The sequence below is a fragment of the Nonomuraea spiralis genome, assembly GCF_014648435.1.
In the GTDB taxonomy this organism is placed as follows: Bacteria; Actinomycetota; Actinomycetes; order Streptosporangiales; family Streptosporangiaceae; genus Nonomuraea; species Nonomuraea spiralis.
In genome coordinates this window covers 636,071-658,545 of the sequence record NZ_BMRC01000001.1, presented here as the reverse complement: position 1 = coordinate 658,545, position 22,475 = coordinate 636,071, and the positions used below count along the sequence as shown (strand labels likewise).

Genomic DNA, 22,475 nt, shown 5'->3' with positions numbered 1-22,475 from the left:
ACGGTCAGGGAGCCTCGAAACCGGCCTTGGCCAGCACGTCCTTGCCCTGCTGCGACAGCACCAGGTCGACGAACTGCTTGGCCAGGTCACCGGCCGGAGCCTTGGACAGGGTCGCGATCGGGTAGTCGTTGATCGCCTGGTCGGCCTCGGGGAAGGCGATGCCGGTCACCTTGCCGCCCGAGGCGATCACGTCCGTCCGGTAGACCAGGGCCGCGTCCACCTCGCCCAGTTGCACCTTGGTCAGCGTGGCCTTGACGTCCTGCTCCAGCGTCACCGGCTTGACCGTGAGGCCGGCCGCGGCCAGGGCCTTGACCGCGGCGGCGCCGCACGGCACCTGCTCGGCGCAGAGCGCCACCTTGACCTTGGGGTCGGTCAGGTCCTTCAGCGCGTCCACCTTGGCCGGGTTGTCGGCGGGCACCGCGATCTGCAGCTTGTTGCGGACGAACGTGACCGGCGCGCCCACCAGGGAGGCGTCGGTGACCGTCTTCATGGTGGCCGGGCTGGCCGCGGCGAACACGTCGGCCGGGGCGCCCTGGACGATCTGCTGGGCCAGGGTGGCGCTGGAGCCGAAGTTGAACTTCACCGTCGTGCCCGGATGGGCGCTCTCGAAGCTCTTGCCGAGTTCGGTGAACGTACCGGTCAGCGACGCCGCGGCGAACACCGTCACCTCCTTCGCGGCGGCCTGGGCCGGGGCGGAGGAGGCGGACGTGGCCGGCTCGGCGGAGCCGCAACCGGCCAGGCCCGCCAGCGCGAACGCCGCGGGCAGGGCGATCGCCCAGCGGGACAGACGCCTGAACACCAAGGGGGACTCCTCACACATGACTGGCCACGCGCTCGTGGCCGGGGATCTCCACGACGACGTTGGTGGACTTGATCACGGCGACCGCCACCACCCCCACCTCCAGGCCCAGCTCGTCGGCTGCCTGGCGGCTCATCAGCGACACCACCCGGAACGGCCCGGCGGCGATCTCCACCTGCGCCATCACCGCGTCGCGGATCACCTCGGTCACGATCCCGCGGAAGCGGTTGCGGGCCGAGGAGCGCCCGCCTTCGTCGTCGGTCTCGATCTGCGAACGGGCGAAGGCCGCCAGATCGGCGCCGTCGACCCGCCGGTGGCCGTGCTCGTCGCGCTCGGCCGACAGCCGGCCCGCGTCCACCCACCGGCGGACGGTGTCGGAGCTGACCCCGAGCAGCGCCGCGGCCTCGCTGATCCGAAACGTCGTCACAAACCCACACCTTACCTTCCGCATAATCCACCCTGAAGCCCGGTCTTGGTCCGCAGCAGCGGCACGATCACCGGCTCCGCCCTCGCATTCACGCGAGCGGGAACCGGGGTCGGCCGCGCCGCCGCCGCCGGACCATCCTGCACCCCTCGGTCAGCGGGGCGCGACGCTCGCCGGCGACCGGTACGCCAGGCCCGCCACGGCGAGCGCCACGACCACCAGCAGGGCGCTGACCCACAGCGAGGAACGGTAGCCGAGCCCGGCGGCGATGACGGCGCCGCCGAGCGCCGGGCCCGCGGCCGCGCCCACGTTGAGCGCGGCGGTCGCGAAGGAGCCGCCGAGCGAGGGCGCCCCGGCCGCCGCGTACAGGACGCGGGCGATCAGGGTCGAGCCGACCGCGAACGACAACGCTCCCTGGACGAAGGCGAGCACGAACACCGCGACCGGCACGGCCGCCGCGTACGCGAAGAGCGCCCAGCCGACCGGCAGGGCGAGCCCGCCCGCGAGCAGGACCGGCATCGGCCGGGTGTCGGACAGCCGCCCGGCGGCGCTCACCCCGGCGAACGACCCCAGCCCGAACAGCGCCAGAATCACCGGCACCCACCCCTCGGACAACCCGCTCACCTCGGTGACCAGCGGCGACAGGTACGTGAAGGTGCAGAAGGTGGCGGCGTTCACCAGCGCGCCCAGCGCCAGGGCGACCAGCAGCCGGGGGTCGCGCAGCGTGCGCAGTTCCCGCCGGGCACGGGGAACGGCCGTCTCCCGCCCGCCTTCCGGCACCGACCGTACGACGGCGAGGACGGCCGGCAGCGAGATCAGGGCCACCGCCCAGAACGCCGACCGCCAGCCGAACGCCTGGCCGAGCACGGCGCCCGCGGGCACCCCCGCCACGCACGCCAGCGTGATGCCGCCGAGCAGGACGGACGTGGCCCGCCCCTTGGCGTCCGGCGGGACCATGCCGGCCGCCGTCGCGATGCCGACGGCCAGGAACCCGGCGTTGGCCAGCGCGCCGAGCACGCGGGTCACGAGCAGTACGGCGAAGTCGGTGGTGACCGCGCCCGCGACGTGCACGAGCACGAACGCGACGAGGAAGACGAGCAGCGCCCGGCGGCGCGGCCAGCGCAGGCTGAGCAGCGCCATGAGCGGCGCCCCGACGATCATGCCGGCGGCGAACGCGGACGTCAGCGCGCCGGCTGCGGGGACGGACACGTTCAGGTCGGCGGCGATGTCCGGAACCAGGCCGGACAACATGAATTCCGATGTTCCCTGGGCGAACACGGCCAGCCCGAGAACATAGATGGCGAATGGCACGAGCGAGACTCCAAGACGCAACGCGAAGGAACGCGACGCGCCGGGCACGCCGGAGGGCGCGCGGCGCTACCGCGTGAGGGAAGGACCCGGGTTCGACGCCACGACGGTGGCGGAACTCACGGGCGGAACCAGTCCGAACGAGGGTGATCCGGTGACGGGAAGGCGCGCGGTCTCAGGGACGGCGCTGCCGCATGACATCACGAGAAGCCACCGACGACCGGTGGCTAGCGTCTTGACGCCTCGGGACTGGACACGCGCCTACCTTAGTCAACGATCATCGGTCGCGTCCATTCGGGCCGCGTCCGGCCTCGGCGGGGGGCGTCGGCCTTGGGTGGGGCGGGAAGATCGGCCGGTCGGGGGAAGCAGGTTGCACCGAATGTCCAAGGCGCTGGCCGCCGCGGCGGTCCTGCACCGCAACCCGCTGTCCCACCTGGACGACCGCGTCACCTTCACCCGGGCCGACGTCGGCTCCATCTCACCGATCACCCAGCACCGCGTGGCGACGGGGATGACCGTACGGGAGCTGTGCGACGCCGCCATCCGCTACAGCGACGGCACCGCGGGCAACCTGCTGATGCGCGACACCACCACCCCTCGCGCGATCGCCGCCGACTACCGGGCGCCCGTGCTCGGCGACGTACTGGACCCGGCCAAGCGCGCGCTGCTCGAAGGCCGGCTCGTACGCACGACCACCGGAACGGCGCGCATCAGGGCCGGGCTGCCGAAGGGCTGGAAGCCGGCGCACAAGACCGGCACCGGCGACCACGGCCGGGCCAACGACATCGCCGTGGTGTGGCCGCCCGGGTGATCGTCGCCGCCCTCACCTGACCAGCCCGAACCCGGTGGTGATGGCCCGCAGCCCCTCGACCACATCGGCGGCCGAGGGCGCGGCCTCCGGGTCGTTGAGCCATTGGGCCATCACCCCCAGCAGCAGCGCGAGGTTCACCGAGCCGACCGCGCGCACCTCGCCCTCGGTGATCTCCTCCTCCGGTACGCCGGTGAGCTGCGCCGCCATGCCGCGCCGCCCCTCGCGCTGACCGGCCACGAGTTGCTCGCGCAGCTCCGGCGAGTGCTCTGCCTGGACCAGGGCCTCCAGGTTGGCCAGCCACAGTGTGCGGTGCTCGTTGATGGAGGCGATCAGTTGCGCCCACATCGCCGCGAAACGGTCGGCGGGTTGTTGGCCGGCGTCGTCCAGGGCGGACAGCGCGCCGCCGACCTGGTGGCCCCACTCGTCCATGGCCTCGATCAGGGCCGCGTTGAGCAGCGCCTCGCGCGAGCCGAAGTGGTAGCCGATGGCGGCCATGCTCACGCCGGAGGCCGTGGCGATGTCGCGGACGGTGGTGCGCCCCCAGCCCTTCTCCTCCAGGCAACGCCGCGCCCCGGCCAGCAGGTCTTCCCGATTTCCCATGGCCCGCAGCCTAGCACGTACGCCCTAGACAAGCGTCTTGCGCATTTGCCCAACTCTGCGTACGGTGTGGAGCGTTCACCGACGAAAGAGGACATTCCAATGCGAATCCTGATCTCCGGCGGCAGCGTCGCCGGCCCCGCCCTGGCCTACTGGCTGCACCGTCACGGCCACCAGGTCACCGTCGTCGAGCGCGCCCCGGCCCCGCGCGGCGGCGGCGCGGCCATCGACTTCCGCGGCTCGGCCCTGGACGTGCTGGAGCGCATGGGCCTGCTGGCGGAGATGCGGCGGCACGAGACCACGATGACCTCCATGACGATGGTCGACGAGACCGGCGGCACGATCGCCGTGCTGCCCGCCAGCGCGATCTCCGGCGAGCTGGAGGTGCTCAAGTCCGACGTCACGAGCGTGCTGTACGAGGCCACCCGCGACACCGCCGAGTACCTGTTCGACGACACCGTCACCGCGCTCGACCAGGACGCGACGGAGGTGCGGGTGCGGTTCGAGAAGGCCGCGCCGCGTACGTTCGACCTGGTCGTCGGCGCCGACGGGCTGCACTCCAAGGTGCGCGCGCTCGCCTTCGGCCCCGAGTCGCGCTACGTGCGCAACCTCGGCATCTACGGCGCGCTGTTCACCACCGGCAACATCCTGGACCTACGGGACGCCGGCCTGATGCACAACCCGCCCGGCCGCAGCGCCCTCGCCTTCACCGCCGCCGGCAACAGCGAGCTGCGGGTCGGCCTGTCCTTCGCCGCCGACGACCTGGTCTACGACCGGCGCGACCGCGCCCAGCAGGAGCGCCTGGTGGCCGAGCACTACGCGGGCGTGGGCTGGGAGGTGCCCCGGCTGCTGGCGGCCATGCGGGAGGCGGAGGAGTTCTTCTTCGACTCCTCGGGCCAGGTGGTGATGGACACCTGGACGAACGGCCGGGTCACGCTGCTGGGCGACGCCGCCTACTGCGCGGCGCCGACCTCCGGCCGCGGCACCTCACAAGCCCTGATCGGCGCGTACGTGCTGGCCGGCGAGCTGGCCGAGGCCCCCGACCACGTCACGGGCCTGGCCGCCTACGAGCACCGCATGCGCGACTACGTCGAGCGCAACCAGCGGCACGGCCGGGCCGCGGCCCGCTGGTTCTTCGGCGCGCCGGACGAGCCCCTGCCCGACGAGGCCGACGACACGGTCGCGCTCAAGGACTACGCGGGCTGAGCCCGGCCGTCGGGCCTCGCGGCGTCCTCGGCGGCTCAGAGCCAGCCGGCGTCGCGGCAGATGCGGATCGCGTCGATACGGTTGCGCCCGCCGACCTTGCTGATCGCGTTCGACAGGTAGTTGCGGACGGTGGCCTGCGACAACGAGAGCTGGGTGGCGATCTGCGCGGTGCGGATGCCGGACGCGGCGGCGCGCAGCACCTCGGTCTCGCGGGTGGTGAGCGGGCTGCTGCCGGTCTCCAGCGCGGCGGCGACCAGCTCGGGGTCGATCACCCGCTCGCCGCGGGCGATGCGCCGGATGCCGTCGGTCAGCGTCTGGGCGGGGGCGTCCTTGACGATGAAGCCCCTCGCGTGCGCCTTCAGCGCGCGCAGCAGGTTGCCCGGCTGGCTGAGGCCGGTCAGCACGAGCGTGCGGCAGGCGGGCAGCCGTTGCGACAGTTGCTCGGCCGCCGACAGGCCGTCCAGGCCGGGCAGGTCGATGTCGAGCACCGCGACGTCCGGGCGTACCCGCAGGGCGGTGGGCAGCACCTCGTCGCCGCGCTCGATCTCGGCGACGACCTCCATGTCGTCCTCCAGCGACAGCAGGGCGACCAGGGCCGAGCGGATCATGTGCATGTCCTCGGCGATCAGTACGCGGATCACGTGCCTTCCTCGGGAACCTCGACCAGTACGCGGATCACGTGCCTTCCTCGGGAACCTCGACCGACAACCGGAAACGACCGTCGTGGACGGCGGCGGCCGACGAACCGGACGCCGCGCGGGCGCGTTCGGCCACCCCGGCGAGCCCCGTCCCCGGGCCCGCGACGCCGCGCACGCCGTCGTTGACGATCTCCAACCGTACCGTGCCGCGGTCGCGGGCCACGGTGATGGCGCAGGTCCTGGCCTCGCTGTGGCGCAGCAGGTTGGTGGCGCCCTCGCGGATCGCCCAGGCCAGCGCGTCGTGTGCGGGCCCGGACAACGACGGCAGGGCGGCCACGTCGAGCCGGGTGTCGACCCCGGCCGCGCCGAGCAGGGCCGCCGCGCCGTCGATCTCGGTACGCAGCGACACCGCCAGCTCGTCGCGGGTGATCGCGCGTACGTCCCTCAGGGCGTCGCGGGCCACGCCGGTCAGGCTCTCGATCTCGGCACGGGCCGCGCCGGCGTCCCTGGCCAGCAGCCGCAGGGCCAGGTCACCCTTGAGGGAGATCGCCGACAGGCTCTGGCCGAGCAGGTCGTGCAGGTCGCGCGAGACCCGGATCCGCTCCTCGCCGACCGCGGCGGCGGCCAGCTCGGCCCGGGTGGCCTCCAGCTCGTCGAGCAGCAGCACCAGCCGGGCCCCGGCGACCAGGGCCCCGCCGAACACCATGAGGCCGAGCAGGGGATAGACGCCCGAGAGGAGGGCCTGCGGGATCGTATGGGCGTGCCACACCTTGGTCACCTCCATCACCGGGACGTGCAGGATCTGGGCGCACGCCGCGACCGTGCGTACCGGGCCGCGCAGCAGCATGACGATCGAGGCCAGGGAGAAGACCGCCACGGCCTCCCACTGGGAGCCGAGCCACCACAGGGGGACGTTCGCCAGCAGTATGAGGGCCGTCAGGGTCCAGGGCCAGCCCGCCGGACGCGCGCCCCGGGAGGCGGCCAGGCTGTGGCGGAGCTGGAGCGCGAGCGCCACGAGGACCACCGGCGTCGCCAGGACCGGGTCACCGGGCGGGCCCTCCATTGTCACCAGATGAGCGGTGAATCGCGCGGCGTCAGCTCACCTCGCGCACAACCAGCCCGTGGTCAGCTCACCTTGCGTACGGCCAGCCCGTGGTCGCCGCCCGCGGCGATGAACGTGAGCCCCGCCCCCCAGGCGTTCTTGAACGGCGGCATCGGCACCGGGACACCGGTCCCCGTCTGGCCGGAGTTGTACTGACCCCAGCCGTACGCCTCGCCGCCGCCGGTCAGGGCCAGGCCGAAGGCGCAGCCCGCGGCCACGTCCTTGACGTCCGACAGGCCCGGGACGAGCTGCGGCTGCTTGACGACGGTTCCGGTGAAGGCCACCTGGGCCTCGGTGTTGTCGCCCCAGCCCCACACGTTGCCCGATCCGTCGACCAGGTAGCTGTGCCGACATCCGGCCGCCACCGCCCGCACCTGGCCGTACCGGCCGACGACGTGCACCGGGCTGTAGGCCGCGGTGACGGAGGTGGTGCCGTTGCCGAGCTGGCCCGAGTTGTTGGCCCCCCAGGCCAGCAGCGTGCCGTCGGCGCGTACGGCCAGCGAGTGGTAGAAGCCGGCGGCGATGTCGTAGACCGGCCCGCTCTCCCCGCCAAGGCCGGGCAGCACGGTAGGAGCGGCCTTGGCCACGCCGGTGCCGTCGCCGAGCTGGCCGCGCGAGTTGTCCCCCCAGACCAGCACGGTGAAGTTGTCGCGCAACGCCATGCTGTGGAACCAGCCGGCCTCGATGTGGGTGATGCCACGCAGCTCGCCGACCTGCTGCGGGGTGGCGTACGAGCCGCCGAACGAGCCGAGGCCGAGCTGCCCGGCGTAGTTGGTCCCCCAGGCCCAGACGTGGCCGTCGCCGGTACGGGCCAGGCTGAACCCCCATCCCGCGGCGACCTCGACGATGCCGCTCAGCCCCTGCACCTTGACCGGGACGTCGCTGTCGGTGTGGCCGCCGTCGCCGAGCTGGCCGTTGTTGTTCTGCCCCCAGGCCCAGACCGAGCCGTCGGCGGCGATGGCCAGCGAGTGGGTGAGGCTGCCGGCGACCTCGGTGAAGCCCTGCTCCTCGGCGCGTACCTTGACGGGGAGCTGCTGGTCGGCGTACCCGCCGTCGCCGAGCTGCCCGAAACCGCCCTTCCCCCAGGCGATGGCGTGCGTGGCGGGCGGGGCCGCCGCCTGGGCCGGTACGGGTGCCGACAGGGCGGCGACCGCCGCGACGGCCGCCAGCAGGGCGCCTAATCGTCTGCCGAGCCTCCTCGGGGTGGAGAGCTGCATCTGACCTCCTCATGGTCGGGCGCCGCCATCGGACGACGGCGCCTCAGACCATGGGCGTTCCAGACCGTTCCATCCCGTTCCATCCGGGCCCGCCCGGCGGGCGGGCCCGGGGAGCGGCTAGTTCACGCGGGTGACCCGGCCCAGGGCGGGGACCGGCAGCGGGCTCTTGGCCCGGATGTAGGACTCGAAGGCCTCGATGTCGCGCACCTTCTCGACCCGCTCGGTGCCCTCGGTCAGCACCGAGAAGCCGTCGCCGCCGCTCGCGATGAAGGAGTTGGCGGTCAGGCGGTACTTCGCGGCCGGGTCGACGACGGTCCCGTTGAGCTTGACGGTCGCCGGGTCGATCTTGTCGCAAGCGGGCTTGGCGTTGTCGTAGGTGTAGGTGAGCCCCTGCGAGACGCCGAGCACGCGGGCGACGGACTGGCCGCACCACTGCTGCTCCAGCAGCCGTTCGAGCTGGGCGCCGGTGAGCGTCATGGTGACGAGCATGTTGCTGAACGGCACCACGCGCAGCGCCTTGCCGTGCGTCACCAGGTTCGACATCTCGTTGCCCGTGGGGTTGACGATCAGGTCGCCGCCGATGCCGCCGCCGTAGGGCGGCTGGATCGCGATCTGGGCGCCGCCGTTCTCGGGGGCTGAGGTGGCGAACAGCCGGCCGTCGGCCAGGGCGTAGGCGATGGTGGACTCGCCGACGGTGTTGCGCTGTGCGGTGAGGTCGCGGCTGAGCAGGCCGACGGGCCGGTCGAGCAGCTTCTGCGCCTGCTCGTCGGTCTTGCGGCGCAGGGCCGCGATCCGGGCGTCCGGCTTGATGTCGTGGGTGACCGTGATGTTCTCGGCCTTGGACGAGGTCGGGTTGCCGGTCGCCCGGTCGACGGTCAGCACGATCTTGGTGACCTCGCGCGTGTGCGCCGAGGTCTGGGTGACCGGGATGCCGTTGATGACGCAGTTGTACGGGTTGTGCGTGTGCCCGGAGATCACCGCGTCGACCTCGGGGTCGAACTTCTGCACGATGTCCTTGATCGGCCCGGTCAGGTTGTTGCACTCGTTGGGCAGGCCGCCGCCGGCCTGTCCGCCACCCTGGTGGATCAGGACCACGATGGTCCGCACGCCCTTGGCCTTGAGCTCGGCCGTGTACTTGTTGACCGCCTCGGCCTCGTCGCGGCCCTCCAGCGGCTTGGTGGGGCCGGGGGCCTCGTTCAGCGCGTTCTTGAAGTCGACGCCGATGATGCCGACCTTGACACCCTTGACCTCCTTGACGATGTACGGCGTCAGCGCGGGTTTGCCGGTGGTGGTGTCGACGATGTTGGCGCCCAGGTACGGGAACTCGGCGCCCTTGAAGTTCGGCAGCGCGCAGCCGTCGATCGGGTGGCAGCCGCCGTTCTCCATCCGGCGGAACTCGTCGATGCCCTCGTCGAACTCGTGGTTGCCGACGCTGGAGGCGTCCAGGCGCATCATGTTGAGCGCCTGGACGCCCGGTTCGTCGTGCAGGGCGGTGGCGTTCATCGTGCTGGAGGAGAAGTTGTCGCCGGCGGCGAGCCGCAGCGTGCCGTCGGGGTTGTCGCGCTGGAGCCGGTCCATGTGGGCGGCCAGGTACTCGGCGCCGCCCGCCTCGACGGGCCCGGACGGCGTCATGGCGAAGCTGGTCGGGAAGCCGGAGTGGAAGTCGTTGAAGGCCAGTAACTGAAGGTCCACCGAGTCGGCCTGGGTGGGCAGCAGGCTGGTGCTCCCGAGCACCAGCGCCATGAGGAGGTTCCGCATGGCGTCGAAAGTGACATACTCCCAACACTCCGCACAAGGGGGAAATTTTCTAACATTGGGCGTTCAATGTGAACTATTGACATCACATCGGGAAAGCGAGATTGTTCCTCCCATGTCACCGATCCTGGCCAGAATCCGAGGAGTCGAGCCCACCCTCACGGCCACCCACCGGCGCATCGCCGAGGTGATCTTCGCCGAGCCCGCCGCCGTGGCCGCCTCGACCATCAGCGAACTGGCGGAGCGGTGCGGCACCTCGCTCACCACCGTCACGCGCTTCTGCCGCGAGCTGGGCCTGGCCGGTTACCCCGAACTCAGGCTGGCGCTGGCGGCCGAGCTCGGACGCAACGACGCCACCCCGCGCGAGCCTGGCCTGATCGCCTTCTCCCCGGACGACCCCACGAGCCTGGTGCTGCGCAGCCTCCTGGCCAGCGACATGCGCGCGATGGAGGAGACCGCGGCCCAGCTCGACCTCGACTCGGTGGACCGGGCCGCAGCCGCCCTCGTGGGCGCCCGGTTCATCGACTTCTTCGCGGTGGCGGGCAGCGCCGGTGTGGCCATGGACCTGCACCTGCGGCTGCACGCCATCGGCCGGCCCGGCGCGCTGTGGACCGACGTGCACAGCGCCGTCTGCAGCGCCAACGCGCGCGACCACCAGGACGTGGCACTCGGCATCTCCCACACGGGCACCACGGCCGAGGTGGTCGAACCGATGACCATCGCCAAGGAACGCGGCGCCACCACCATCGCCGTCACCAACTTCCCGCGCAGCCCGCTGGCCGAGGCCGCCGACATCGTCCTGACCACGGCCGCGCAGGACACCCCCTTCCGGGCCGGCGGGGTGGCCGCCCGCCACACCCAGATGCTCGTCCTGGACTGCCTCTACATCGGCGTCGTCCAGCGCACCCTCGAGACCAGCAACCAATTGCTGACCGCCGCCACCGAGGCGGTCGCCAAGCACCGCCTGCCCCCACGCTAGGAGCCCCCATGCGCCTTGCCGCCGCCGCTGTCGCCTTGGCGATGGCGGTCACCGCCTGTGCCCCCTCGGCCACCCCCCGTACCGAGGAAGGCAAGATCACCCTCTCCGTCTGGGGATGGGGTCCCGACGCGAACTACGACAAGATGTTCGCCGAGTACGAGAAGTCCCACCCCGGGATCGACGTCGATGCCCGCGCCTTCACCACCGCGACCGAGTACGACACGATCCTGTCCACCGGCCTGGCCGGCGACCAGGGGCCCGACCTGGCCTGGCTGCGCGCGGGCGCCAACCTGCAACCCCTGGTCGAGGCCGGCCGGCTGCTCCCGCTCGACACCAAGGACGTGCCCGGCCTGGCCGCCTACGACCCGAACGTCCTGAGCTACGCCAAGGGCGACAAGGACGGCAAGGTGTACGGCGTACCGTTCGCCCAGCAGACCCTCCAGGTGATCTACAACAAGAAGATCTTCGCGGACAACGGCATCACCCCGCCGAAGACCTACGACGAGATGATCTCCTCCGCCGAGAAGCTGAAGGCCAAGGGGATCGTGCCGTTCGCGTTCGGCGGCAAGGACGACTGGATGTTGCCGATCGTGGCCAGCATCTTCGGCACCGCCACCTGGGGCGGCAACGAGTTCCTCGCCGATGTGAAGGCCAAGAGGAAGAAGTTCGCCGACCCGCGCTTCGTCGAGGGCATCGACCGGCTCAACAAGCTCAAGCCGTACTTCCCGGAGGACATGGCCGGCGTCTCCTACACCGACGCGCAGATCCTGTTCTCCTCCGGCAAGGCGGCCATGTTCCCCGGCGGCCTGTGGGAGCTGAACTTCTTCGGCGAGAACGCCAAGGGCGTCGAGCTGGGCGTCTTCACCCCGCCCACGCCCGAGGGACCGGGGCTCATGCCCGGCTTCACCGACGGCTCGTACGGCGTCAACGTCAAGACCAAGCACAAGGCCGAGGCCCTGAAGTTCGCCGCCTGGCTGGCCTCCAAGGAGTACGGCCAGCTCTTCACCGACACCCTGCGCACCTTCTCCGCCGTGCCCGGCGTCACCCCCAAGGACCCGCTGCTCAGTGAGGTGTCCACCACCTTCGGCCAGCACGGCGCGACCTACTTCATGAACGAGTTCGCCTACGGCAACCCCTCCTCCGCCGCCGTGTTCTCCAAGGCGCTGCAGGAGATGTTGCTGGGCCGCGTCACTCCCAGGCAGGCGGCCGAACAGCTCGACAAGAGTGTGTCCGGATGGCTCTAGGTTCGCGGCGGGGATCGTCGTACCTGTTCCTGATCCCCGCCTTCCTCCTGTACTCGATCTTCGTGGTCTACCCGCTGTTCACCGGCCTGAGCTACAGCTTCTTCTCCTGGAAGGGCACCCTGCGTGACGGCCCCGCCGGGCTGGACAACTACGCCGGCCTGCTGTCGGAGGCATTCCTCGACCACCTCCTGCCGGCGCTCGGGCACAACTTCCTGTTGTTCGCCGGCTCCATGCTGGTGCAGAACACGCTGGGCCTGCTCTTCGCGCTGGCGCTGTCGCGGGCGCGGCGCGGCAAGCGGGCGCTGCAGACCATGTTCGCGCTGCCGTACCTGGTCAACCCCCTGGTCATCGGCTACCTGTGGACCCTGCTGCTCAGCCCCTCCTTCGGCCCGGTCAACATGTTGCTCAAGCCGCTCGGCCTGGCGATGCCGTGGCTGGGCGACCCGGACACCGCGCTGCCGACCGTCATCCTGATCACCTCCTGGCAGTGGGTGGGCTTCCCGATGTTGTTGTTCAGCGCCGCCCTCGGCGGCATCCCCCAGGAGTACGCCGAGGCCGCCAGGACCGACGGCGCCGGCCCCGGACAGGTGTTCTGGCGCATCACGCTGCCGCTGCTCAAGCCGGCGATGGCCACGATCACCATCCTCAGCTTCATCGGCAGCATGGGCACCTTCGCCCTGGTGTACGCGCTCGGCGGCTCCAACGGCAGCCCGGCCGGCGCCACGGACGTGCTCGGCCTGCTGTTCTACCGGACGGCCTTCGCCTCGGGCGACGTCAACGCGCTGGGCACCTCGTCGGCGCTGGCGGTCTTCATGTTCACCTTCATCTTCGGCTCGACGCTGCTGCTGGAGCGGGTCCTCAGGAGGAAGGCGTGAGGGCCCTCGGCATCAGGATCCTGCTCTGGGGCTACGCCGCCTTCTCCATGGCCCCGCTGCTCGTCATGCTGCTCAGCTCGCTCCGGCCGACCAGCGAGATCTTCGACCGGCCGATCGGCTGGCCCACCGGGTTCGGCAACTACGTCAAGGCGTGGACGGAGGCGTCCTTCTCCACGTACGTGGTCAACTCGGCGATCGTCGTGGTCTGCTCGGTGTTGCTGGGGGCCGTCGTGTCCTTGCTGGCGGCGTACCCGCTGGGGCGCCGGGAGTTCAAGGGGCGCGGGCTGTTCGGCGCCTACTTCATCTCCGGCATGACGTTGCCCGCCCATCTCGGCGTGCTGCCGCTGTTCTACCTGCTGGAGAGCATGGGGCTGGTCGACTCGCTGACCGGGCTGATCCTGGTCTACGCGGCCGGGTCGGTGCCGTTCAACGTGTTCGTGCTGACCGCGTTCTTCCGCCAGCTCCCGCACGAGCTGGACGAGGCCGCCGCCCTGGACGGCGCGGGGCCGTTCGCGACCTTCTGGCACGTGATGCTCCCGCTGGTACGGCCGGCGCTGGCCACCGTGGTGGTCTTCCAGTTCGTGCCGATCTGGAATGACTTCTTCTACCCCCTGGTCCTGATGCGGGACGAGAGCAAGCTGACCCTGCCGGTCGGCCTCACCCACTTCTTCGGCCAGTTCCAGAACGACTGGGGCACGCTCTTCGCCGGCCTGGTGATGACGACGATCCCCCTGGTCGTGCTGTTCGTCCTGGCCACGCGCCAGATCGTCGCCGGGCTGACCGCCGGCATGAACCGTTGAGGACACTTTTATGGATCTTGTGATGGCTTTCGCCGACGAGGCACGCGCCCGATTGGACCTGTTGGCGGGCGAACAGTTGCCCCTCATCAGACGCGCGGGCACGCTGATCGCCGCCACCGTGCGCGCCGGCGGCGTCCTGCACGCCTACGGCACGGGACATTCCGAGGCCGTGGCGCTGGAGGTCGCGGGCCGGGCGGGCGGGCTCATCCCGACCAACCGGCTCACCCTGCGCGACCCGGTGGTGCTGGGCTCGGCCGATCCCGGCGCCTTCGACCCGCTGGCCGAGCGTGACCCGCTCACCGCGCACCAGGTGCTGGCGTTGCACACGGTGGAGCCGTCCGACGCGTTCCTGATCGCCTCCAACTCGGGCGGCAACGGCTCGACCGTGGAGATGGCCCGGCTGGTCAAGGAGCGCGGCCTGCCGCTCATCGCGATCACGTCCCTGGCCCATTCGACCGCCATCACCTCGCGGCATCCGTCGGGGGAGCGGCTGTTCGAGCTGGCCGACATCGTGATCGACAACCTGGCCCCGTACGGCGACGCCGTCCTGCCGACCGAGCACGGCCCCGTCTGCGGCATCTCCTCGATCACCTCGGCGCTGATCGTCCAGCTCATGGTGGCCGAGGCGATCGGCGAGCTCCGGTCGGACGGCGCGGTCCCGCCGGTCTACCTGTCGGCCAACATCCCCGGCGCCGACGCGCACAACGACGCCCTCGTGGCCCGCTACGCCGGCCGGATCAGGACCGGTGCACTGTGAACCTGACCATCGCCGTCTTCTGGCCGCCCCCTCCCCACGAGACGACGGGCGCCCGCTACCGGCAGATCGCCGAGGCCGGGATCGACCTGGTCATCACCGGCAACTACCTCGCCGACCGCGTCATCCTGCGGCACACACTGGCCCTGGCCGAGGAGGCCGGGCTGGGCGTGCTGGTCGCCTCGGACCCGCGCGTGGACGTACTCATGCGCGACCTGGACGTGGACCCCGCGCCGCTGCTCGCCCAGGTCGTCGACGACTACCGAACCTTCCGCTCCTTCCGGGGCGTCAGCCTCATGGACGAGCCGGAGGCCGGGCAGTTCGCGCGGGTGGCGGAGGGGGTCGCCGCCGTACGCGCGGCGGGCGCGTTCGCCTACAGCAACCTGCTGCCGAGCCACGCCACCGGGCCCTACGACGCGTACGTGGGGGAGTTCGCCCGGCTGGTCCGCCCCGACGTGCTCTCCTTCGACCGCTACCCGTTCCTGGCGGACGGCTTCGACGAGGGCTACTTCGGCGACCTGGCCACCGTCCGCGAGCACGCCCGCCGGGCCGGGCTGCCCGCCTGGATGCACGTCCAGACGCTGGCCTACGACGGCCACCGCGAGCCGTCGGCCGCCGAGCTGGCCTGGCAGGTCAACACCGCCCTGGCCTACGGGTACACCGGCATCCAGTACTTCACCTACTGGACGCCCGACCCGGCGCGCGGCGAGGGCTTCCACCCGGCGCTCATCGACGGCGACGGCGTCCCGACCGAGCGCTACGGCATCGTGCGCGACCTCAACCTCGGCTGGCTGCGCCCGGTGGCGGCCGAGCTGACGGAGTGGACGTCGGTCGAGCACACGGGCGACGTCCTGGTCGGCCACTACGGCGAGCGGCAGCGGTTCGTCTGCAACGCCCGCTTCGACCGGCCGGTCGAGGTCACGATCGACGGGATCACCGAGTCCTTCGACCCGGCGTCCGGCTCCTACCAGGCGTGCGGCCCGGTCCTCACGCTCGCGCCCGGCGCGGCGCGGCTCGTCCGGTGATGTTGTTCGCCGGTGTGGACGCCGGCGGCACCACCACCCGCGCCGCCGTCCACGCCGCGGACGGCACCAGGCTGGGCCACGGCACCGCCGGTCCGGGCAACCCGGCCGCGCACGGCGCCACGGCCGCCGCCGCGGCGATCGGGCAGGCCCTGCGCCGCGCGCTCGACGGCCTGGACCCGCGCCTGGTGGCCGCCTCCGTGGCCGGGGTCGCGGGCGGGGACGACGACTTCGCCCAGGTCCTGGCACGGGTGTGGGCCGAGTGCGGCATCGCCGAGCCGCCGCGCACGGCCGGGGACGTGGAGGTCTCGTACGCGGCCGGGACCGCCGCGCCCACCGGCACGCTGCTGCTCGCCGGGACGGGCGCGGCGGCGGCCCGGTTCTCCGGCCGCGCGGTCACGGCGGTCGCCGACGGGCTCGGCTGGCTGCTCGGCGACGAGGGCGGCGGGTTCTGGATCGGCCGGGCCGGGGTGCGCGCGGCCGTCCGCGCCCTGGACGCCGGCCTGCCGTACGGGCCGCTGGTGGAGCTGGTCAGCGGGCACTTCGGCGTGACGGGCGAGCCCCGGCGGCGGGCCGACGGCATCGTACGGCTGGCGCAGGCCGACCGCATGCTGCTGGCCGCCGCCGCGCCGCTGGTCACGCGGGCGGCGGCGGCCGGGGACGGGGACGCGGCCGGCATCGTCGCCGAGGCGGCGCGGCGGCTGACCGCGACGGCGGCCCGGCTGTCCGGCGAGGGGCCGCTCGTGCTGGCGGGCGGCGTCCTGACGGCGGACGGCCCGGTGCGCACGGCGGTCCTGGCCCGGCTGGGCGGGCGGGAGGTGACGACCGCCCGCGACGGCGCGGCCGGGGCGTGCTGGCTGGCCGCCCTCGACCGGCTGGGCGACCGGGCCGCCCACGACCGCTTCACGGCCCTCCACGGAAGCTGACGCGACCTGGCCTTCCGCCTCCGGTCGTACGCGGGCGCGACCGTGCTGCCGGGGGAGTAGTCCCAGGTGTCTCCTCCGGGACGACGACCGGCCGCGGCCCGTACGGCGATGATCGTGACTCCGCCGAACCCCGCCCGGAAGGAAGCGTCATGTCATCGCTCATCCGTCATGTCACCCCGATCCCCCAGGAGCGCGCCAAGGGCCTGCTGGCGCAGGTGTACGCCCAGGTGGACGCCGAGTTCAGCAGCATCGGCCCGGCGGTGGCGATGATGTCGCCCGCGCCCGAGCTGATGGCGGCGGGCTGGTCGCTCATGCGCGAGTCCCAGCTGGCCGGCGAGGCGCCCGCGGTGGACAAGACGCTGGTGGCGCTGGGCGCGGCGCGGGCCAACGGCCTGGACTACGACGTCGAGGCGTTCCTGGCCGTGCTGCGCCTGCTGGGGGAGGCCGAGCTGGCCGAGGCCGCCGGACGCGGGGAGCCTCCGGCGGACCCGGACCGCGCGGCGCTGCTGGAGTGGGCCGCCTCCACCGGGCTGGCGGCGCGCGAGCCGCTGGAGGCGCCGTTCGCCGGGGCGCGGGCCGCGGAGTTCCTGGGCACGCTGCTGTTCACGCACTTCATCGACCGGGTGGCGGCCGCCATGCTGCCCGCGGGGCTGACGCCGGGCACGCTGGACCCGGCCGACCTGCCGCCGTTCGAGGGGGCTCCCGTCCTGCGGGAGCCGGGTCAGGACCTGCGCCCCGGAACCACGCTGCCGCTGCTGGACGGGCTGCCCGCGCAGGAGCCGCCCGCGTGGGCGGACGGGTCGCCTATCGGGCGGGCGTACGCGGCGCTGGCCGCCACGGCGGCCCAGGGCGCGGGGCTGCTGACGCCCGCCGCCGCCGAGACGGTGTCCCGGGTGATCGCCGAGCACCGGGGCCGCCGCCTGCCGGAGACCGGGCCGCTGGAGGAGCCGCTCGCGGCGCTGCCGGGGGTGGAACGGGCGGGGGCGCGGGTGGCGATCCTGGCGGGCCTGGCCCCCGAGGCCGTCACCGACGAGCAGGTCGCGGACTGGCGGGCCACCGACCGCCGGCTGAGCGACCACTGCACCGTCTACCTGCTGGCCCACGGCGCGATGACCGCCGTGACTCACATCGAGGCCGACCTCACCCGTACGGCTCCGGGCAGGCGTTGACCCCCGCCGGGTCTCAGGGGCGCAGCGCCTTGAGCGCGAGGTCGACCAGCGCGTCGGCGTACTGCGGGGTGAGCGGGCCGGAGCGCAGCAGCCAGCGCTGGTAGAGGGGGGCGTAGAGCAGTTCGAGCGCCAGGTCGAGGTCGGCGTCGGCGGCGATCTGCCCGGCACGCTGGGCGCTGCGCAGGCGGGCCTTCTTGGCCTCGTCGACCGGGGCCGCCAGCTTGTCGCGGTATTGGGCGGCCAGCTCGGGATCGTTGACGATCTCCAGGTTGAGCGCCCTGATCGGCGCCTCGAAGCCCGGGTCGGCGAACTCCGCCACGGTGGCCCGCATGACGGTCTTCAGATCGGCCTCGATGTCGCCCGTGTCGGGCAGCACCACGCTCCCGCCGTCCCCGTCGCTCGCGTCGCCGCCCTCGCTCAGCGCGAGGAAGGAGTCGAAGACCACGGCCCCCTTGGAACGCCACCACCGGTAGATCGTCTGCTTGCCGACGCCCGCCCGCGCGGCGATCGCCTCGATGGACACCTTGGCGTATCCCACCTCGGAGACCAGTTCCCTGGCCGCCTGGAGGATCGCCTGCCGGGAACGCTCGCTGCGGCGCGCGGGATCGGGCTTGTTCACGCCGGCCATGATACACCACAAGCGAGACGAGACGGTTCGTCTTGACAAGTCGACCGGGTGTGCCGGCACACTGTAGGCACACGGCGAGACGAACCGTCTCGTCTTGGCTGGCTGAGGAGGCGAGAACGCATGCGCGTTTGGTTCATCACGGGTGCGTCCCGGGGTCTGGGCAGGGCGTTCACGGAGGCGGCCCTGGACAGGGGCGACCGCGTCGTCGCCGCCGCCCGGAACGTCGAGCCGCTGGCCGAGCTGGAGACCCGGCACCCGGGCGCCCTCGTACGGCTCCCACTCGACGTCGCCGACCGCGCCGCCGTCCGGGAGGCCGTGGACAAGGCCGCGGCCGCGTACGGACGGCTCGACGTCGTGGTCAACAACGCCGGCGGCCTGCTGTTCGGCATGCTGGAGGAGGCCACGGAGGAGCAGGTCAGGGCCCACTTCGACGTCAACCTGTTCGGCGCGCTCTGGGTCACCCAGGCCGTGCTGCCCTACCTGCGCGCCCAGGGGTCGGGACACATCCTCCAGGTCACCTCGATGGGCGCGGGCGGCGGCGTCGCCTCGGTCGGCCTGTACGCGGCGGGCAAGTCCGCGCTCGACTCGATCACCCAGGCGCTGGCCATGGAGGCCGAGCCGTTCGGGATCAAGGTCACCAACCTGCAGATGGGCGGCTACGACACCGGCCTGTTCACGCTGGGCACCACGACCACCGAGCCCGACCCGATCTACGACGGGTTGCGGGCCGAGCTGGCCGCGATGTGGGGCGAGGACGCCGGACCGCCGCCGAGCGACGCCGCGCCCGTCGTTATGGAGCTGGTCGACCTGCCCGACCCGCCGCGCCGGCTGATCGTCGGCGGCCTGTCCTACGACCTGGTCAAGCAGATGGACGAGGCCCGCCGCGCCGAGTACGAGGCATGGGAGCACCTCAGCCGCAAGGCGGCGGGCTGAGCCCCCGCCCGCCGACCCCCCTTCCGACCTGCGGCGACGTCAGGCGGACGGCGGAGATGGACGGGGCTTCGCCGCAGTTCCGGCACAATTGCCGTGTGCGAGTCGGATTGCTCGGGCCGTTCGAGGTCCGAAACCCCCAAGGGGCCATGGTCGAGGTTCCCGGCGTTCGGCTGCGCGCGTTGCTGGCCGCCCTCGCCCTCGAACCGGGCCGGATCGTCACGCGTGCGAGGCTGGTCGACTGGATCTGGGGGCAGCGCCCGCCCGCCGACGAGGTCAACGCCCTCCAGGCGCTGGTGTCCAGGCTGCGCAGGGTGCTGCCCGAGGGCGTGATCGAGGCCGACTCCGGCGGATACCGGCTGGCCGTGCCGTCCGACGCCGTCGACGTGTGCCGGTTCGAGCACCTGGTCGGCCAGGCCCGCGCCGCCGAGCCCGCCGCCAGGGCCGACCTGCTGCACTCGGCCCTGGCCCTGTGGCGCGGCACGCCCATGGCCGACATCGCGTTGCAGGACAGCGACACGTTCGACGCCGTGGTCGCCCGCCTCGACGACCTCCACCTCGCCGCCCTCGGCGACCGCATCGACGCCGACCTCCGACTCGGGCGCGGCGCGGAGCTGGTCAGCGAGCTGACCGGGCTGGTGGCCACGTACCCGCTGCGGGAGGGGCTCGTGGCGGCGCTGATGCGGGCGCTGGCCGAGGCCGGACGCGGCAACGAGGCGCTGACCGTCTACCAGCGCACCCGCGAACGGCTCGCCGACGAGCTGGGCGCCGATCCGTCGGCCGAGCTGTCGGCGCTGCACACCGCCCTGCTGCGCGGCGAGCTGGGGGAGCGGGCCGACACCCGCAGGACCAACCTGCGTGCCGAGCTGACGACCTTCGTCGGCGAGCACGACGACGTCGCCGCGGTCGCCGCCCTGGCCGCCAGGCACCGGCTGGTCACCCTGACGGGGGCGGGCGGCTCCGGCAAGACGAGGCTGGCCGCCGAGACCGCCCGTACGATGCTGGCCGAACTGCCGGACGGCGCGTGGCTGATCGAGCTGGCCGCGGTCGGAGCCGGCGGCGAGCTGGCCCAGGCCGCCCTCACCACGATCGGCCTGCGCGACCAGGCGCTGCTCGGGAGCGGGCGCGGCGGCGACCCGATGGACCGGCTCGTCGCCGCGGTCCGCGAGCGCTCGATCCTGCTGATCCTCGACAACTGCGAGCACGTGATCGAGGCCGCCGCCGCCTTCGCCGACCGGCTTCTGGGGGAATGCCGCGGCCTGCGCATCCTGGCCACCAGCCGCGAACCGCTCGGCATCACCGGCGAGGTTCTCTGGCAGGTCGAGCCGCTCGCGCTGCCCGCGCCGGGCGCCACCCCCGCCGAGGTCGGGGCGTCGCCCGCCGTACGGCTGCTGCGCGACCGCGCCGACCTGGTGCGCAAGGACATCGGCGCCGACGCCCACACGCTGGCGGCTATGGCGCGCATCTGCCGGGCGCTCGACGGGATCCCGCTGGCGATCGAACTGGCCGCGGCCCGGCTGCGCACGATGTCCGTCGACCAGCTCGCGCGCCGGCTCGACGACCGCTTCCGGCTGCTGACCAGCGGCAGCCGTACGGCCCTCGCCCGGCACAAGACGCTGCGCGCGGTCGTCGACTGGAGCTGGGACCTGCTGAGCGAGGCCGAACGCGGCGTGTTGCGCCGGATGTCGGTGTTCTCCGGCGGGGCGAGCCTCGACGCGGCCGAACGGGTGTGCGGCGACGAGGCGTCCGCCGGGGAGCAGGTCTTCGACGTGCTGACCGCGTTGACCGAGAAGTCGCTGCTGCTCGCCGACGGCGAGGGCACGCCGCGCTACCGCATGCTCAACACCATCAGGGAGTACGCCGCCCACCGCCTCGACGAGGCCGGGGACGCCGAGGCGGCACGGCGGGCGCATCTCGCGTACTTCACCGAGCTGGCCGAGACAGCCGACCCGCACCTGCGCCGGGCCGAGCAGCTCGAGTGGCTTGTCGTGCTCGACGCCGAGCACGACAACGTCATCTCGGCCGTGCGCTGGGCGATCGCCGAAGGACGGGCCCACGAGGCGATGCGGCTGGTCGGAGGCGCCGGCTACTACTGGTTCCTCAGCGGCCACCGCGCCGAGGGCGCGGAGCTGAGCATCGCGGCCGCCTCGCTCCAGGGTGAGGTGCCCGACGAGGTACGAGCGCTGGCGTGCCTGATGGTGGCCATGTTCGTGACGTCGGGGGTCGGCGGCGACCAGTACCAGGCACGGGAGTGGATCCAGGAGGCCCATCGGCTGACCGAGCGCAGCGGGTCCCGCCACCCCCTGCTCGGCTTCGCCGGGCTGCTGGAGCGTACGCTGGCGGGCCCGACGGCGTTCCTGCCCACGGTCGAGCCGCTGATCACCAGCGGCGACCCGTGGGTGCGCGCGCAGGCCAGGCTCACCCGCGGCCGGTTCCGGCTGACGCTCAGCGCCGACGAGACCGGCGTCGACGCCGACAGCGAGACCGCCCTGGCCGAATTCCGCGTGCTGGGCGACCGGATGGGCATCTCCCTGGCGCTGACCTTCCTGGCCGACCGGCTCGCCATGCGCGGCGAGTTCGCCCGCGCCTGCGACCACTACGAGGAGGCGGCCGTCGTGCTCACCGAGGTGGGCGCGACCGAGGACGTGGTCGGCGTCCGCGCGCGGCAGGCGCAGCTCTACTGGGTGCTCGGCGACGAACGGTCCTGCGCCTCGGCCATGGCGGAGGCGCAGCGGCACGCCGACGGGATCGTCTGGCCCGACTCGCTCGCCGAGCTGGCCTTCGCGCAGGCCCACCTCGCGCGCTGGCGCGGTGAGCCGGCCCAGGCGTACGAGCACCTGGCCACGGTGCGGGCGAAGATGGACCACCTGGAGCGGGCCGGTTCCGTCCAAGCCAGGGTCATGGACCTGAAGGGTTACCTCACCGACGACCTCGCTTTGTCCCGTACCTACCGGGCCGAGGCGTTGGACGCGGCCATGGAGCACATGTTCCCGCCGATGATCGCCGACGTGCTGATCGGCGTCGCCGACCTCGCGTTGCGCCAGGGCGAGTACGAGCAGGCCGCCCGGCTGGTCGCGGCGAGCGACGGCGTACGCGGCACGTCCGACCGTTCGCAGCCGGACGCCGAGCGCATCCGCGCGGAGACACGCGACCGCCTCGGCGAGACCCGGTACGCCGAGGCGACTCTCGACGGGCAGCGCCGGGACTTCCGCGAGCTGGCCGAGATCACCCTCACCTCGTAACCGCCCCCCGGCCCGCCGCGGCGGGCCGGGGGGATGGCGGAGCGTCACC

General features: G+C 72.6%; 20 protein-coding genes and 1 pseudogene. 12 read left to right on the top strand and 9 right to left on the bottom strand.

Annotated features, from left to right (window positions below; translation table 11 throughout):
* Positions 1–4: 4 nt before the first annotated feature.
* The 3 genes from modA to IEZ27_RS03085 all read right to left on the bottom strand — a co-directional run bounded on the left by modA (position 5) and on the right by IEZ27_RS03085 (position 2,534).
* Positions 5–802 (bottom strand): molybdate ABC transporter substrate-binding protein, encoded by a 798-nt coding sequence (gene modA / locus IEZ27_RS03095; protein ID WP_229823155.1) that lies wholly within the window; start codon positions 800–802, stop codon positions 5–7.
* Positions 803–812: 10 nt separating this feature from the next.
* Positions 813–1,226 carry a TOBE domain-containing protein gene (locus IEZ27_RS03090; RefSeq protein WP_189645759.1) on the bottom strand — a complete coding sequence of 138 codons (414 nt, stop codon included), beginning with the start codon at positions 1,224–1,226 and terminating at the stop codon, positions 813–815.
* 150 nt (positions 1,227–1,376) lie between these two features.
* Positions 1,377–2,534, bottom strand: a complete 1,158-nt coding sequence (locus tag IEZ27_RS03085) for a Cmx/CmrA family chloramphenicol efflux MFS transporter (RefSeq protein ID WP_189645758.1) — start codon at positions 2,532–2,534, stop codon at positions 1,377–1,379.
* A gap of 382 nt (positions 2,535–2,916) precedes the next feature.
* On the opposite strand from IEZ27_RS03085, the pseudogene IEZ27_RS03080 reads away from it, so the two are divergent.
* Positions 2,917–3,336, top strand: a pseudogene (locus IEZ27_RS03080) (serine hydrolase); the annotation flags it as partial.
* Positions 3,337–3,354: 18 nt separating this feature from the next.
* On the opposite strand, the gene IEZ27_RS03075 reads toward IEZ27_RS03080, so the two are convergent.
* On the bottom strand, positions 3,355–3,942 hold the full coding sequence (locus IEZ27_RS03075; RefSeq protein ID WP_189645756.1) for a TetR/AcrR family transcriptional regulator: 588 nt from the start codon (positions 3,940–3,942) through the stop codon (positions 3,355–3,357).
* A 99-nt stretch (positions 3,943–4,041) separates the two neighbouring features.
* Between IEZ27_RS03075 and IEZ27_RS03070 the strand changes: the two genes are divergently transcribed.
* On the top strand, positions 4,042–5,145 hold the full coding sequence (locus tag IEZ27_RS03070) for an FAD-dependent monooxygenase (protein WP_189645755.1): 1,104 nt from the start codon (positions 4,042–4,044) through the stop codon (positions 5,143–5,145).
* A gap of 35 nt (positions 5,146–5,180) precedes the next feature.
* Here the strand turns inward: IEZ27_RS03070 and IEZ27_RS03065 are convergent, their stop codons facing one another.
* The 4 genes from IEZ27_RS03065 to IEZ27_RS03050 all read right to left on the bottom strand — a co-directional run bounded on the left by IEZ27_RS03065 (position 5,181) and on the right by IEZ27_RS03050 (position 9,860).
* Positions 5,181–5,786, bottom strand: coding sequence for a response regulator transcription factor (locus IEZ27_RS03065; protein ID WP_189645754.1), 606 nt, complete (start codon positions 5,784–5,786; stop codon positions 5,181–5,183).
* A 34-nt stretch (positions 5,787–5,820) separates the two neighbouring features.
* Positions 5,821–6,846 (bottom strand): sensor histidine kinase, encoded by a 1,026-nt coding sequence (locus IEZ27_RS03060; protein ID WP_194521929.1) that lies wholly within the window; start codon positions 6,844–6,846, stop codon positions 5,821–5,823.
* A 62-nt stretch (positions 6,847–6,908) separates the two neighbouring features.
* A complete protein-coding gene (locus tag IEZ27_RS03055; RefSeq protein WP_189645752.1) occupies positions 6,909–8,102 on the bottom strand; it encodes an RCC1 domain-containing protein in 1,194 nt (397 codons plus the stop codon).
* 117 nt (positions 8,103–8,219) lie between these two features.
* Positions 8,220–9,860 carry a bifunctional metallophosphatase/5'-nucleotidase gene (locus IEZ27_RS03050; protein WP_189645751.1) on the bottom strand — a complete coding sequence of 547 codons (1,641 nt, stop codon included), beginning with the start codon at positions 9,858–9,860 and terminating at the stop codon, positions 8,220–8,222.
* Positions 9,861–9,972: 112 nt separating this feature from the next.
* Between IEZ27_RS03050 and IEZ27_RS03045 the strand changes: the two genes are divergently transcribed.
* The 8 genes from IEZ27_RS03045 (at position 9,973) to IEZ27_RS03010 (ending at position 17,626) form a co-directional block, all read left to right on the top strand.
* Positions 9,973–10,836 (top strand): MurR/RpiR family transcriptional regulator, encoded by an 864-nt coding sequence (locus IEZ27_RS03045; protein ID WP_189645750.1) that lies wholly within the window; start codon positions 9,973–9,975, stop codon positions 10,834–10,836.
* An 8-nt stretch (positions 10,837–10,844) separates the two neighbouring features.
* On the top strand, positions 10,845–12,080 hold the full coding sequence (locus IEZ27_RS03040) for an extracellular solute-binding protein (protein ID WP_189645749.1): 1,236 nt from the start codon (positions 10,845–10,847) through the stop codon (positions 12,078–12,080).
* Complete coding sequence (locus tag IEZ27_RS03035) at positions 12,071–12,955, top strand: carbohydrate ABC transporter permease (RefSeq protein ID WP_125646673.1); 885 nt, start codon at positions 12,071–12,073, stop codon at positions 12,953–12,955. The genes IEZ27_RS03040 and IEZ27_RS03035 overlap by 10 nt, the downstream gene beginning before the upstream one ends.
* A complete protein-coding gene (locus IEZ27_RS03030; protein WP_229823153.1) occupies positions 12,952–13,755 on the top strand; it encodes a carbohydrate ABC transporter permease in 804 nt (267 codons plus the stop codon). The genes IEZ27_RS03035 and IEZ27_RS03030 overlap by 4 nt, the downstream gene beginning before the upstream one ends.
* 10 nt (positions 13,756–13,765) lie before the next feature.
* Positions 13,766–14,512 carry a sugar isomerase domain-containing protein gene (locus tag IEZ27_RS03025; RefSeq protein ID WP_125646670.1) on the top strand — a complete coding sequence of 249 codons (747 nt, stop codon included), beginning with the start codon at positions 13,766–13,768 and terminating at the stop codon, positions 14,510–14,512.
* A complete protein-coding gene (locus tag IEZ27_RS03020) occupies positions 14,509–15,534 on the top strand; it encodes a hypothetical protein (RefSeq protein WP_189645748.1) in 1,026 nt (341 codons plus the stop codon). The genes IEZ27_RS03025 and IEZ27_RS03020 overlap by 4 nt, the downstream gene beginning before the upstream one ends.
* Positions 15,534–16,457 carry a BadF/BadG/BcrA/BcrD ATPase family protein gene (locus IEZ27_RS03015; protein WP_189645747.1) on the top strand — a complete coding sequence of 308 codons (924 nt, stop codon included), beginning with the start codon at positions 15,534–15,536 and terminating at the stop codon, positions 16,455–16,457. Before IEZ27_RS03020 ends, IEZ27_RS03015 begins: the two co-directional genes overlap by 1 nt.
* 149 nt (positions 16,458–16,606) lie before the next feature.
* Entirely contained in the window at positions 16,607–17,626 is a 1,020-nt protein-coding gene (locus tag IEZ27_RS03010; protein ID WP_189645746.1) for a carboxymuconolactone decarboxylase family protein, read from the top strand.
* 13 nt (positions 17,627–17,639) lie between these two features.
* Here the strand turns inward: IEZ27_RS03010 and IEZ27_RS03005 are convergent, their stop codons facing one another.
* On the bottom strand, positions 17,640–18,254 hold the full coding sequence (locus tag IEZ27_RS03005; protein WP_189645745.1) for a TetR/AcrR family transcriptional regulator: 615 nt from the start codon (positions 18,252–18,254) through the stop codon (positions 17,640–17,642).
* 120 nt (positions 18,255–18,374) lie between these two features.
* Here IEZ27_RS03005 and IEZ27_RS03000 point away from each other — a divergent pair, with 120 nt between their 5' ends.
* Both IEZ27_RS03000 and IEZ27_RS02995 read left to right on the top strand, forming a co-directional pair.
* Positions 18,375–19,187, top strand: a complete 813-nt coding sequence (locus IEZ27_RS03000) for an SDR family NAD(P)-dependent oxidoreductase (protein WP_189645744.1) — start codon at positions 18,375–18,377, stop codon at positions 19,185–19,187.
* A 95-nt stretch (positions 19,188–19,282) separates the two neighbouring features.
* Positions 19,283–22,426: a BTAD domain-containing putative transcriptional regulator gene (locus tag IEZ27_RS02995; RefSeq protein WP_189645743.1), complete on the top strand. Its 3,144-nt coding sequence runs from the start codon at positions 19,283–19,285 to the stop codon at positions 22,424–22,426.
* Positions 22,427–22,475: the final 49 nt, after the last annotated feature.